Source organism: Legionella sheltonii (assembly GCF_026191355.1).
In the GTDB taxonomy this organism is placed as follows: domain Bacteria; phylum Pseudomonadota; class Gammaproteobacteria; order Legionellales; family Legionellaceae; genus Legionella; species Legionella sheltonii.
This window is the reverse complement of record NZ_JAPHOQ010000013.1, coordinates 44,858-57,998: the sequence shown is the minus strand read 5'-3', so window position 1 is coordinate 57,998 and position 13,141 is coordinate 44,858. Positions and strand designations below refer to the sequence as shown.

The following is a 13,141-nucleotide window of genomic DNA, read 5'->3' as shown; positions in this document are numbered from 1 at the left end:
TAACCAGGGTAAAGCGTAGCAAGCCCTGGATTCCGAGGTCACGAGAGATCTCCCTCTCGTGACTCTGTGTCAGGGCATGGAGATCCTTGCTATGCCCTGAATGACGGAGTTACCCTGAGACACCACATTAGGACATTTTCTTCTTTAATGTATCCATTAAAATATCTTCAAAGTGTTCTTGATTGATTGAAGTACAGACTCGCACCGTATTACCCTTTTTATCCACTACTGTAGTCCCCGAGCGCTCCTCTGGACTTAATACCACCCGCAATTTTTTATAATGGGATTTAACAATTGAATTATCATAGGCTACTACTGCAGAAAGTACATCCCAAAAATACCACTTATGCTCAAAGATTTCCGCCTCATTACGATGAAAAAGTTCATAGAAAAAATGATTGGCCAGATTCGTTTGGTTTTGTTTCAATTTTTCATAAAAAGCTGTTGTTACAGGAACCTGATTCGTCACATCCAGGCCAACCAGGGTAATAGGGATGCCTGACCGAAATACTTTATCTGCAGCATAAGGATCAATATAAATATTCCATTCTGCAGTGGTATTTTTAATTGAGTGATCCACTTCCACCAAATTCCCTGGGCTATCCACTGCTCCCCCCATAATATAAATCATTTTAATTTTATTTTTTATTTCTGGCATTTTGGCCACAAGCTCACCCAGATTGGTTAACGGACCAATTGCTAAAATCTCAACGGGCTCTTTTGCGCTTTTTAAAGTAGATTCCAACAATTGTAATGCATTCTGGGTAGGCACCACCTTAACCTTCGGCAGTAAATCTGCAGCACCTACTAAATTATCAGCAAGTTTCCGTAACCAATCAGGAAATTGATGCGTTCCAGTCATTGGGTTATTACGCCCACAGGCTAGTGGAATTTTTTCATGGTGCATTAAGGCCAGCAATCCAGCGACATTGCTTAATCCTGAAGCACAATGAGCCTCACCAGTACCCACTATGGTTATCGCCTTAATATCGATGTCTTTTTGTGCTAACAAATAAAGGATTGCCAATTCATCATCCACCCCCACATCCGTATCAATAATAAAAGGCCTCATTGCATTTGCTAAAGACAACAAACAAAATAAGCTGAAAAAAAGAAAAGCTTTTACTGCCAAATTCACAATGATACCTCCGTTTCTGCATCAAGTTTTTTAATAGTTAGTAGGGCGATACAACACAGAATTGCACTCAGCATCAGATAAAAGCTGGGGGCAAGATTCGTGTTCAATTTTTCAATTAAATAAGTAGCAATAAAAGGGGTTAAACCTCCGAAAAAAGCAAATGCAAGATTATAAGAAATAGCAATCCCGGTATATCGAATAGAGACCGGGAATAATTCAACCAGCAAGCTGGGATAAACCATAATAAAACTACTCAAAATAGCAAAAATGGCTAAAGCAATGGTCAGTGATACTGTAGTTTGCCTGGCTAAAATAATAAATAAGAGATGACTTAATAAAATAAAACCAATCGCACCAACTAAAAGAACTAACTTACGCCCCACTCGAGCACTATACCAGCAAAAAAATACCAGTAATAAAGAAAAGAAACCCAGATTAATCGTATTGAATAAGGTCGCTTGCTGTTTCTGATAAGCAAGGATCGTGGAAAGATATGTGGGCATATATAAGAATAATAAATTAATCATCACGGAACCCAAGCAGGTTAAACCGATACCTTGTAAAATTTTTCGCCAGTATAAGGTAATTGCTTCAATAAAAGGAATTCGCCTATTCTCTGTTGAATTCTTAAGTGCGAGGAATAAGGGACTTTCGGCCAACCGTTTGCGAATGTAGAAACTGAATAGGCCAAGCAGTCCACCCAATACAAATGGGATGCGCCAACCGAAGTTTAGCAATTGAGCATTTGAAAGTTGATTCGTGAGGATTAAACTAATCAGAGCCCCTAGAAAAATACCTAAATTAAGAAAAGAAAAAATCACCCCGCAAGCCAGTGCTCGAGAACGAGGATTCACATGTTCACAAGCAAAAGTTAAAGCCCCAGGAATTTCACCTCCAATTGATAATCCTTGCAATAAACGCAAAAAAATCAAAAGAATACTCGAAAATATTCCTATGTGTTGATAAGTGGGTAAAAAGCCAATAAGGACCGTTGGAACAGCCATCAGGATAACTGAGAAAATAAAAGTTTTCTTACGGCCGTATTTGTCTCCAAAATGGCTAAAGGCAATTCCGCCTAGGGGACGGATTAAATAACCAATTGCAAAAACGGCATACACACTCATCAAAGAAGCCAATGGGTCCGTTTCTGGGAAAAAAACTTGGCTGATTATCGGTGCAAAAATAACGTAAATGACAAAATCATAAAATTCCAAAGCACCACCCAAAGAAGCAAGGAAAATAATTTTTCGCTCACTGGAACTTAATCTCAACTCATGCACTTACAAATCCTTTTTTTAGCAAAGCTGTAAAATATCATAACTTTGCATTACGCTCATGAATTATTTAAATTAAGTAACTGTCCCCATTTTATTTTTTGCAGCTTCGTTAAAAAAAAACTGTGTAGGTTAGGAAGTTTGCCCCCTCACCAGTAAACTCCTCTAGAAATAGTTCTTTTTCTTAAAGTTTAGTATTATCAATGGAAGCACATTTTTTCTGATTACCCATGAAAAATCATTCCATTTCTCAACAAATTATCCAGCGTGTTGAGGCAGCGATTACACAGGCTCAGATTGATGCTTATAAAAAGGACGGGGCCGTTTGCATTCGTCAAATTTTAAGCGCTGAAGAAATAGAATTACTTCGCGAAGGCATTGAACTCAACCTAAAATCACCTAGTCCCAGGGTTAAAATTGCAAGTAACAGTGATGATCCAGGACTATTTATTGAGGATTTTTGCACCTGGCAAACCAATCCTCATTACCAACAATTTATTTTTGCATCACCGGTTAGTCTTATTGCACAGAAACTCATGGGGAGTAAAAAAACTCGACTTTATCATGACCATCTTTTAGTCAAAGAACCAGGTACTCGACAAAGAACTCCCTGGCACCAAGATCAGCCTTATTACAACATTGAAGGAAGACAAAATTGCAGTTTATGGATACCTGTTGATCCCGTGCCACGGACTTCCACTTTAGAGTTCGTTGCGGGTTCTCATGTAGGACCTTGGCTGATGCCTCGTTCTTTTATGGATAATCAAGCAAAATGGTTTCCTGAGGGAAGCCTCGCTGAGCTGCCTGATATTGATGCAAAACCTGATGATTACCCTATTATCGGTTGGGCAATAAGCCCTGGTGATGTGGTTTGCTTTCATATGCTGACGCTTCATTCTGCAAATGGAGTGAATTATAATCAACGACGAAGAGTGTTTTCAGTACGTTTTCTCGGTGATGATATAACTCATGCCCCAAGAAAATGGGTTACCTCGCCTGATTTCCCAGATTTGGTCGAACAACTTCCAGCAGGAGCCCCCATGGATCACCCTTTATTTCCCATAATTTGGGAATAGAGATCAGCAATTATGGAAACAGCTCCTAATCGTACAACAAAAAAAAATCTGTTTTTTTTCTTAAAAATAAGCAATACTTCTTTCTGAATAAATCGTGGTAAAACCTATGGTGAAAATAAGACCTTTTCTTAAATGGGCAGGTAGTAAATACAACTGCCTGGAAAAGATTATTCCCTTTCTTCCTCAGGGTAAGCGTTTGATTGAGCCCTTTGCTGGTTCAGGCGTTGTTTTTATGAATGCGAATTATTCGTCCTATCTGTTGGCAGAAAGTAATCCCGATTTAATTCATCTTTATACCACCTTGCAACAACAAGGAGATGCTTTTATTCAGTTCTGCGAAAGCTATTTCAGACCTGAATTCAATAAGAAAGAAAAATATTATCAAATCAGATCTGATTTTAATGACTCTGCTCATTCACCAAAAAAATCCGCACTTTTTCTTTACCTAAACCGACATGGTTATAATGGATTATGTCGATATAATTCCAAAGGGTTTTATAATGTACCATTTGGGCTGTACACTAAACCTTATTTCCCACATAAGGAAATGCAGCTTTTTCACCATAAAAGCCAACACGCCGAATTCATCCATAATGACTTTAGAAAAACATTTGAATATGCAGAGCGAGGTGATGTCATTTATTGCGATCCGCCTTACGTACTTCTTTCAGAGAAATCACACCATTTACCCTACACTAAAAAACTCTTTACCACAGAAGATCAAATAGAACTAACTGAGTTGGCTAAAGAAACAGCAGCAAAAGGTATCCCGGTTATTTTGTCCAATCACGACACCGAATTTACTCGATACCACTATAGGAAAGCAGAAATCAAGAGTTTTCCCGTATCACGTTTTATTAATTGCCAGGGTTCATTACGCCGACCGGTAAAAGAATTAATCGCTATATTTAATTGATATGTAGCCGTGAAATGCAACTCTGAACCTTTTATCGTCATCCCGAGTGCGACTAGGGATGACGGAGATGCAATGGTACAATTTATTGTATTGGATGATCTTTATGATCTTTGATAAAGAAAGCAAGAATAGTAACGAGCAATAATGATAGAGGCAATATAGATAAAGCAACTTGATAATCCACTACCGTATAAATATGTTCTCCTTCCACAATACCACTGTCACCAAAAGTATCCAGTAATTTACCAACCAAGGGTTGGAAAATTACCCCACCAAGCGTTACTATCATATTTGTTGCGGCAAATACCGTACCGGATAATAAAGCACCACTGCATTCTTTAGCCATGATAAATACAATAATTTCTGTGGCACTAAATACGCCATACAAAAACAATAAAACATTCAAACTGACATAGGATAGACCCGGCCAGTACAAGACAATGCTAATACAAATCAAGGCTAAAATTGCACCTAAAACCAAAGGCAACAAACGTCTTCCTGAACGATCAGAGAGATAGCCTGCTATAGGAGCACCAACTGCCCAACCTAAAAAAACTGCGGAGACAGTTTTCGCGGCCTCAACTTTCGTCAAACCATGCGCTTGTTCTAAATAAGTTTTTCCCCACAGCTCCCCGAATACAGACAAAGAAGTATACAAACAGGCGCCGACAAAACCGATGACCCAAACCTCAGGAGCCATTAAGACTTTCAGCACATTTTGAAAAAACTCTGGCAAAGGATGCTTATTAGGATGATGTCCTTCAGGTCCATCACGCACTACAATGAATATGAATACACTCAATCCGGCACCTACAATTGCGATCAGTAATAATACCTGTTCCCAACCCATGCTTTGAGACCATTCGGTAATCTTCACTTCACCATAAACAAGGCCTAACATGCCTAAAGTAGTCATCAGTCCCGCAACTAAAGAAAAATAACGTCTGGGTAACCAATGTAGGGCAAGAGACAATACTCCCACAAACGCAAAAGACGAACCAAAGCCCACTAAGAAACGCCCTGCCCCTACCAAAAACATGGACGAAGTCAGGGAAAACATCCAGGAACCCACAGTACAACAGATGCAGGCAAAAGTGAGAAGTCGTCTAGGACCAAATCGGTCCATAAGCATACCTACAGGCATTTGCATTGGAGAGTATGCAAAATAATATAAGGCAGATATCTGACCAAAAGTAGTCGCAGAAATATGCCCGAAAGCGATGCTTAACTCAGTCTGTAAAACACCAGGAATAATGCGTAAGATAAACTCATAGCAATAAAAAACAGCTCCAACAAAGCAAATAAACATGCCATAAAGCAATTGTTTTCTTGAAACGATATTATTTAGGTGCATGAGCGTGGGTTTCCCTTAAAAAGAAGGTTAATAAAGCGGCAATTAACATACTGATCGGTATAAAAGCAAGTGCTATGCGGTAATCAGTCATGTTGTATAACCGATTAACATTTTCAACAACCAAAGCTGAAGAGATTGACGCGCCACCTCGTAAGGAATAGCTGAAATCCAATAAATGTCCTACTAAAGGCTGCAATAACATACCACCGAGCATGACAATCATATTCGTAAACGCCATCGCTGTACCCGCTGCTTCTCCAGGGCTCAACTCTCTGCCGACGGCAAATACGATTGCTTGTGCACTATAAAATAGACCCAGGAAAAACATAAGTATCTGGACATTCGTTTCGGTCAAACCAGGGAAATATAAGATAACCACCATAAGCACCGTAGCAACACTAGCACCTAAAAACATAGGTAATTTTCTGCGTGCAATTCGGTCAGAAAAATAACCCATTAGGGGAGCCCCTACAGTAAAACCTAAGAAGAGCAATGAGTTCGCTAAACCAGCACCATGCGCAGATAACCCATGAGCATTCCTTAAATAAGGAATACCCCATAATTCAGCAAACACTGTTGTAGGGAGATACACCATACAACCATATAATCCATTAATCCATATCTGCTTGTTACTGATTATTATATTTAAATCAACTAAACCTGTTTTCAAATCAGAAACAGTACCACTTTGTCTGTATCGACCTTTTTTATCGTGAATTCCTAACCATAAAACAAAGGTTAAGACAATCCCGAAGAATGCGGTCATATTTAAGGTTTTAATCCATCCTAATTGATTTACAAATAATTCTAAAAAATTATCGCCCAGCATGGCTCCTACTGTTCCTAACGCCGAAGTGAGACCCGAAACCATAGCGAGTTTATTTTCAGGCAACCAGATTGTTGCCAACTTCAATACCCCTACGAATGCAAACGCAGAACCTAAACCAACTAAAAAACGTCCAGAGGCGGCAACCCAAAAAGAAGTGGTCCCGGTGAATAAAAAAGTTCCAATGACACAGATTAAACAAGCAAAGGTTAATAATCTTCGCGGGCCATATCGGTCCATCATAATCCCTACAGGTAATTGCATAGGGACATAGGCATAATAATATATCGATGAAATGTGTCCAAACCCAGTGGCTGACAAATTAAAATGTTCACGCAGCGCGTTTTCCATCGCACTAGGTGCTATGCGAAGCAAATATTCATAACTGTAAAACAAGGCTCCAAGACCACAAATAAGCCATCCGATTAATGCGTAATTTCTACGGTTTTCAGAAATCAAGGCAATCTCCTTAATATTTGTAAAGCAAGAGCATTCACTGTTTTTAATTCAACAGTTAAAACTCTTATCTTTATAATTAACCTATTGTTATCCTCAATGTTATCAGGCATAGCTCATCCGGCATATGGTTACACCTTGAGATACCTTTACACACAGGACCACTTTTATTCTAAATTACAACTCATTTGATTTGCGCCACTTGCTATTGCAGCCTGTGCTACAGCAGCGGGAACTCGTTCTCTTAAACGAGGATCTATGGGCTTGGGAATAATATAGTTAGGGCCAAACTCCCAATGCGTAACACCTGGGTAATTGTCCTTTACTACCTGGGGAACGGGCTCATGCACCAGTTGACGAATAGCCTCAACTGCCGCAATTTGCATTGATTGGTTAATACACTTAGCGCGTACATCCAACGCACCACGAAAAATATAAGGAAAACACAACACATTATTAACCTGATTAGGATAATCACTACGCCCAGTCGCAATGACCAAATCATCACGTACCTGAAAGGCTAATTCAGGTCTAATTTCTGGATCAGGGTTAGACAATGCAAAAATAACAGGATTAGGTGCCATTAATTTCAATAAATCAGCATCTAATAAATCGGGCTTAGCAACACCAATAAATACATCAGCATCAACCAATGCATCAGCCAAAGTTCGACATTCAGTTGTACGTGCAAAAGCGAATTTATAAGCATTTAGATCAGCACGACCTGAATGGATCACGCCTTTGGTATCTAAAAGCAGCATGTTTTCTTTATTAGCACCTAAGGCAACAAGTAATCGCATAGAAGCAATTCCCGCCGCACCTGCGCCAATACACACAATTTTTGCATCAGCTAATTTTTTTTGTTGTAACTCAAGAGCATTAAGCAACGCCGCCGCAACAACAATGGCTGTACCATGCTGATCATCATGAAACACTGGAATACTCAATTGCTCAATTAAAGCCTGCTCAATTTCAAAACATTCAGGGGCTTTAAGATCTTCCAGATTAATCCCCCCAAAAGTGGGAGCAATACGTTTTGCTGTAGCAATAAAAGCTTGCGAATCATGGGCATCAATTTCTATATCAAATACATCAATGCCAGCAAAACGCTTGAATAATACTGCTTTACCTTCCATAACTGGCTTGCTGGCGAGAGGCCCAAGATCTCCCAAACCCAACACCGCAGTGCCATTGGTCATTACCGCGACTAAATTTCCTTTATTCGTGTAACGATAAGCATCTTCGGGATTTTCTGCTATTGCAATCACTGGAGCTGCAACACCAGGCGTATAAGCCAGAGACAAATCACTCTGAGAGTCAGTTGATTTGGTAATATGAACACCAAGTTTTCCAGGGGTTGGAAACTCGTGATAATCTAATGCGCACTGCTTTAAAACTTCATTATCCAAAATACTCACTCTCTTACATATAAAACAAAACTTAGTAAGGTCTAAAAATCCTACCAAACCCTTAATCAATTCGTTACAACCGTAGTGTCATAGACACACACAAACATCTGACTATGAAACTCTTAAGGAATCAAGAGAAACAGCCATAAGATGATGAGGATTGAAACAAGAATTGAACGACAAGAACCTACAACCAACGAAAATTATCATTGCAGGAACAATCTGTCAATAAGCTATACTTCGAGTGAAGTATACATAAATAAGGCGCAAAATCACGCGCCTTATTTCTTTTCGTCTTTCGCTTGCGTAGAACGCTGGCTGTAACGATCGCGGAACTTCTGGACACGTCCTCCAGTATCTACCAGTTTTTGCTTACCAGTATAAAAAGGGTGACATTGTGAACATACTTCAATATTCAAATCTTTACATAAAGTTGAACGAGTTTCAAATTGCTCGCCACAACTGCATGTAACCTTAACAGTTTTATATTCAGGATGAATTGATGCCTTCATAATACTACTCTCTATAATAATGAGTATCGCCACCTGAACCCAAGGCCAAGCACCATACTCGACAAATGACGCAAAACAATAGCAGAAAAATATGCGTAAAGCAATTTTTTATATCAAACAGCGCGGATACTATCTCTCACCTGACTTACAACAAAAAAAGCAAAAAATGCAAATATAAACCAATAATTAATAACAGTACGATGTGATGAAGCTTATAATCCTCATCAAGATAATTATATTCCAATTCTTAGGTTAAGTGCACTTTTTTAGCAATATTTTTCACCAATCTGCGTCACAAATTAGCAATGATGGTCTACTCTTATAAAAACGAATTAATTTAATGGGAGTTAAAATGAAAAAATTGGAATTATATAAGCTTGAAACACCAAATGACCTCGATATCAGAGATCGTCGTAGAATTGCTGAAGCTGTTAATCCACTCCTAGCCGACACATTTGCTTTATTCGTTAAAACAAAAAATTTCCATTGGCATATGACAGGTCCCCACTATCGTGATTATCATCTTTTATTGGATGAACAAAGCGAACAAATTTTCGCAATGGTGGACGTTTTAGCAGAGCGCGTACGCAAATTAGGAGAAAGAACCATCCATTCTATCGGACAGATCAAACAATTACAGACTCTTAAAGATGCTAATGAGACCTTGTCTGCAGAGGATATGCTGCAAAATTTATTAGAAGATAATAAGAGTTTTTTAAAAAACATGAGAAAGGTTCATGAAGTGTGCAGCAAAAAAAATGATTTTGCCACCACGAGCATTTTGGAAGTTTATATTGATGAAACAGAACGTCGAATTTGGTTTTTATTTGAAACGTTGCAAAATAAATGATAAATGTGTAGCCGGTATGGAATTAGCAACACCATGAAGTGAATCATCTTTCCCTTCTCCCTACAAGGGAGAAGGTGCCCTTTAGGACAGATGAGGGGGATTCACTGCCATGAATTAACCCTCACCTTTGTCTAACCCACATTCAAATCCAACTCAACCCAAACGGGCGCATGATCAGATGGTCTTTCTACTTTGCGCGGTTCCTTATCAATAACTGATTGCCTGCATAGTGCATTCAGTGGTTTACTCAGCAAAATATGATCAATCCGTAAACCCCGATTACGTCTAAAAGAAGCCGCGCGATAATCCCACCAGCTGTATGATTGCTCCTCCTGAATAAAGTTTCTAAAACTGTCATGAAACCCAAGTTGCAATAATTGCGTAAAAGCTTCTCGTTCAGCAGGACTTACCAACACAGAACCTATCCACTCAATAGGGTCATGAACATCGCGATCCTCAGGAGCAATATTAAAATCACCAACTACAGCTATATTCGTAAAAACATTCATTTGCTGTTGAATAAATGCGATAATTTTTTGCAACCAATTCAGCTTATATTGATATTTATCGGAAGTTAATTCCGAACCATTAGGAACATATAAATTGATTAGACGAATACCCGCGACAGTAACAGCTATTATGCGGCGTTGGGGATCCACAAAATCAGGAATATCGGTAAGAACATCCGATAAAGGATATCGACTGATGACAGCAACACCGTTGTACGTTTTCTGCCCTGAAAACACTACGTGATAGCCTTTCTCAGTAAACGCTGTAACAGGAAATTTTTCATCAAGCAACTTCGTTTCTTGTATGGCAAGAACATCCACGCCACTAGACTCAAGCCACTGTAATACTTGCTCCAGTCTTATCTTCAATGAATTGACATTCCAACTTGCTAATTTAAGCACACCAATCTCCTTTATATTCAATGAGCAAAGGAGCGTGGTCAGAAAAACGGGCTTCCCGAAAAATACAACTGTCAACTACATCCGCAATAAGGCCAGGAGTAATTACTTGATAATCAATCCTCCACCCCACATTTTTTTCCCATGCACGCCCTCGAAAAGACCACCAGGTATATTGCTCCTCTTCCTGATTGTGCACACGAAACGCATCAACAAACCCCATAGTCCCAAACAATTCATCCATCCAAGCGCGTTCCTCAGGCAAAAATCCAGAGTTTTTTTGATTCCCCCGCCAATTTTTCAAATCGATTTTTTTATGCGCAATATTATAATCACCACATAAAATCAGCTCGCGTCCTTCATTTTTTAGTTTTATTAAATGTTCGGCAAATTGTTTGAGAAAATCATATTTAACCGCCTGACGTTCATCACCACTAGTACCTGAAGGTAAATAAAGTGAGATAATACTGAATTTGGGATAATCAAATTGAATGTATCGTCCCTCATTATCACAATAGTCAAAGCCCATGCCTTTCACAACACGATTAGGTTTGTGACGGGCATAAATCGCCACCCCGCTGTACCCTTTCTTTTGCGCTGAATAATAATCACAAAAATAATCGCGTGGATAATATAACTCTTCTGGAATTAATTGCTCCGGTTGAGCTTTCGTTTCTTGAATACAAACAAAGTCAGCGTCTTGAATTGCAAGCCACTCATTAAATCCATTACGTACCGCTGAACGGATTCCATTGGCATTAAAACTAATTACTTTCATTTTTTTCACTTAATATTTATTGCATCCTGATGATACACAATGAAACCCAGGATATCATGGTCAAATAATTTTGAGCTACATCACCTAATTTAGCGCATTTCATCATTTAATTTAAGGGCTGCCCGAGCCAAACGCTCGCCCAGATGTTTTGCTAGATTAATTTCATCCTGGCTCAGAGGTCGATCATTTGCCACTCCAGAAACATGGGTCACCCCATAGGGAGTTCCACCGGTAACTGTATCATTTAAAGACGGTTGAGAATAAGGAACGCCTAATAAGACCATGCCATGATGCAACAAAGGCAGCATCATGCTTAACAGAGTAGTTTCCTGACCACCATGCATGCTGGCAGAAGAGGAAAAAACACAAGCAGGCTTATCCACTAAATCACCGGCCAACCATAAGGATGATGTACTATCCAGAAAATATTTCATAGGAGAAGCCATATTTCCAAAACGAGTTGGGCTTCCTAAAGCAAGTCCGTGACAATGACGTAAATCATCTAAAGTGGCGTAGGGTGCGCCACTATCTGGAATCGCTTTATCTACCGCCTCACACGTAGTAGATACAGGCGGTACCGTTCGTAATCGTGCTTCAATACCCACAACACGCTCTACACCACGCCCTATGTATTGGGCTAATTGGGCTACAGAACCAGTACGCGAGTAATATAAAACCAAAATATAGGGATCAGACATCAAAACAGCTCCATTACCTTAAAATTAGAAAAAACAGTTATTGTTCAGGCCAATACCATGAGCTTACTCACTATAAACTCAACTGTTTCTTCAATGTGTGAATTTAAAATCATACTTTAGTTGTTCTTCTAATTTCATTTCAATAAATTTGATTCGATAATACAAAGATCCTCCCTTTTCAGGTTTTAATATTTTCAAGTCAGAGACAATTTCATCAGCAGACTCGTAATAATCCTTAACTGACATATTCGCGATAATTTTACTTACTGCTTCAACATGATGTCTATTCCAATGGCCAAAAATAATACGCCCAATAAAGGAACCAAAGAAGCAACTTCCTTTGGTGTAGTCTATAAGCAACGCTTTAATTCTTCGGTAATTAGAATCTCCACCTATTTTATTCCAAATCTTGGTATAAGAATCAGGAAAAACTATAGTAACTTTTGATCGATTAAAAAAAGGATGTGCTCTTAGCCCAACACACGAAAAAAAAGAATGAGGTTTAGAAGGTAACAAAGACGCATCAGAACCTTTTTCTGTAAAATCAGAATCTTCACTTATTATTGTAGCAATAGAACGCGAATCATAGGACATTTTTTTCTCCTCCGTGAGAACAGCTGTTTTTAATCACTTCTCAAAATTCCAGATGAATCTTGTTACTGCTGACCATGTTATTATCCTGTTCAAAAATGACATGATCTGATGCGTTCGATACTCACCTACTTCCTGTATTGGCGTTTCGGTATCTAAAATCACGTCGTTTTGGTTCAGCCTAGCGAATTGTCAACGGCTCCTGGTCCTTTAAAAATTAAATAAGCAAAGGCGAATCATCTGTCCAATTTCCTTAATTTTTGACAATTTTTAGTAGAAAAAGCAAATAAAGGCATAACTTAATTTTAGAATGGAGGTAGCAAGTTGAATTATTGACTTATTTTTAATGAGATGG

General features: G+C 38.9%; 13 protein-coding genes. 3 read left to right on the top strand and 10 right to left on the bottom strand.

What is annotated here, in order from left to right; translation table 11 throughout:
- Positions 1 to 127: 127 nt before the first annotated feature.
- A complete protein-coding gene (locus OQJ26_RS14820) occupies positions 128 to 1,138 on the bottom strand; it encodes a nucleoside hydrolase (protein ID WP_265704508.1) in 1,011 nt (336 codons plus the stop codon).
- On the bottom strand, positions 1,135 to 2,418 hold the full coding sequence (locus OQJ26_RS14815; protein WP_265704507.1) for an MFS transporter: 1,284 nt from the start codon (positions 2,416 to 2,418) through the stop codon (positions 1,135 to 1,137). Before OQJ26_RS14815 ends, OQJ26_RS14820 begins: the two co-directional genes overlap by 4 nt.
- A 224-nt stretch (positions 2,419 to 2,642) precedes the next feature.
- Here OQJ26_RS14815 and OQJ26_RS14810 point away from each other — a divergent pair, with 224 nt between their 5' ends.
- On the top strand, positions 2,643 to 3,488 hold the full coding sequence (locus OQJ26_RS14810; protein WP_265704506.1) for a phytanoyl-CoA dioxygenase family protein: 846 nt from the start codon (positions 2,643 to 2,645) through the stop codon (positions 3,486 to 3,488).
- A 106-nt stretch (positions 3,489 to 3,594) separates the two neighbouring features.
- Entirely contained in the window at positions 3,595 to 4,404 is an 810-nt protein-coding gene (locus tag OQJ26_RS14805) for a DNA adenine methylase (RefSeq protein WP_265704505.1), read from the top strand.
- Between the two features lie 82 nt (positions 4,405 to 4,486).
- Here OQJ26_RS14805 and OQJ26_RS14800 read toward each other — a convergent pair whose 3' ends face one another.
- The 4 genes from OQJ26_RS14800 to rpmE all read right to left on the bottom strand — a co-directional run bounded on the left by OQJ26_RS14800 (position 4,487) and on the right by rpmE (position 8,961).
- Positions 4,487 to 5,758, bottom strand: a complete 1,272-nt coding sequence (locus tag OQJ26_RS14800; RefSeq protein WP_265704504.1) for an MFS transporter — start codon at positions 5,756 to 5,758, stop codon at positions 4,487 to 4,489.
- Complete coding sequence (locus OQJ26_RS14795; RefSeq protein WP_265704503.1) at positions 5,745 to 7,043, bottom strand: MFS transporter; 1,299 nt, start codon at positions 7,041 to 7,043, stop codon at positions 5,745 to 5,747. Before OQJ26_RS14795 ends, OQJ26_RS14800 begins: the two co-directional genes overlap by 14 nt.
- A 164-nt stretch (positions 7,044 to 7,207) precedes the next feature.
- Positions 7,208 to 8,449 carry a malic enzyme-like NAD(P)-binding protein gene (locus tag OQJ26_RS14790; protein ID WP_265704502.1) on the bottom strand — a complete coding sequence of 414 codons (1,242 nt, stop codon included), beginning with the start codon at positions 8,447 to 8,449 and terminating at the stop codon, positions 7,208 to 7,210.
- A 281-nt stretch (positions 8,450 to 8,730) separates the two neighbouring features.
- Positions 8,731 to 8,961: a 50S ribosomal protein L31 gene (gene rpmE, locus OQJ26_RS14785; protein ID WP_265704501.1), complete on the bottom strand. Its 231-nt coding sequence runs from the start codon at positions 8,959 to 8,961 to the stop codon at positions 8,731 to 8,733.
- Positions 8,962 to 9,313: 352 nt separating this feature from the next.
- Between rpmE and OQJ26_RS14780 the strand changes: the two genes are divergently transcribed.
- Positions 9,314 to 9,811, top strand: a complete 498-nt coding sequence (locus tag OQJ26_RS14780) for a Dps family protein (RefSeq protein ID WP_028379809.1) — start codon at positions 9,314 to 9,316, stop codon at positions 9,809 to 9,811.
- Positions 9,812 to 9,942: 131 nt separating this feature from the next.
- Here OQJ26_RS14780 and xth read toward each other — a convergent pair whose 3' ends face one another.
- From xth to OQJ26_RS14760, 4 genes are all read right to left on the bottom strand, one after another.
- Positions 9,943 to 10,722 carry an exodeoxyribonuclease III gene (gene xth, locus OQJ26_RS14775; protein WP_265704500.1) on the bottom strand — a complete coding sequence of 260 codons (780 nt, stop codon included), beginning with the start codon at positions 10,720 to 10,722 and terminating at the stop codon, positions 9,943 to 9,945.
- Positions 10,715 to 11,497 (bottom strand): exodeoxyribonuclease III, encoded by a 783-nt coding sequence (locus OQJ26_RS14770; protein WP_265704499.1) that lies wholly within the window; start codon positions 11,495 to 11,497, stop codon positions 10,715 to 10,717. Before OQJ26_RS14770 ends, xth begins: the two co-directional genes overlap by 8 nt.
- A gap of 89 nt (positions 11,498 to 11,586) precedes the next feature.
- Positions 11,587 to 12,195, bottom strand: a complete 609-nt coding sequence (gene wrbA / locus OQJ26_RS14765; RefSeq protein ID WP_265704498.1) for an NAD(P)H:quinone oxidoreductase — start codon at positions 12,193 to 12,195, stop codon at positions 11,587 to 11,589.
- Positions 12,196 to 12,285: 90 nt separating this feature from the next.
- Positions 12,286 to 12,789: a DUF5617 domain-containing protein gene (locus OQJ26_RS14760; RefSeq protein ID WP_265704497.1), complete on the bottom strand. Its 504-nt coding sequence runs from the start codon at positions 12,787 to 12,789 to the stop codon at positions 12,286 to 12,288.
- Between the last annotated feature and the right edge of the window lie 352 nt (positions 12,790 to 13,141).

Bases quoted from the DNA above. Each gene is read 5' to 3' on its own strand.
- wrbA (WP_265704498.1), bottom strand. From the start codon at position 12,195: ATGTCTGATCCCTATATTTTGGTTTTATATTACTCGCGTACTGGTTCT.
- OQJ26_RS14800 (WP_265704504.1), bottom strand. From the start codon at position 5,758: ATGCACCTAAATAATATCGTTTCAAGAAAACAATTGCTTTATGGCATG.
- rpmE (WP_265704501.1), bottom strand. From the start codon at position 8,961: ATGAAGGCATCAATTCATCCTGAATATAAAACTGTTAAGGTTACATGC.
- OQJ26_RS14760 (WP_265704497.1), bottom strand. From the start codon at position 12,789: ATGTCCTATGATTCGCGTTCTATTGCTACAATAATAAGTGAAGATTCT.
- OQJ26_RS14780 (WP_028379809.1), top strand. From the start codon at position 9,314: ATGAAAAAATTGGAATTATATAAGCTTGAAACACCAAATGACCTCGAT.
- OQJ26_RS14770 (WP_265704499.1), bottom strand. From the start codon at position 11,497: ATGAAAGTAATTAGTTTTAATGCCAATGGAATCCGTTCAGCGGTACGT.
- OQJ26_RS14805 (WP_265704505.1), top strand. From the start codon at position 3,595: ATGGTGAAAATAAGACCTTTTCTTAAATGGGCAGGTAGTAAATACAAC.
- OQJ26_RS14810 (WP_265704506.1), top strand. From the start codon at position 2,643: ATGAAAAATCATTCCATTTCTCAACAAATTATCCAGCGTGTTGAGGCA.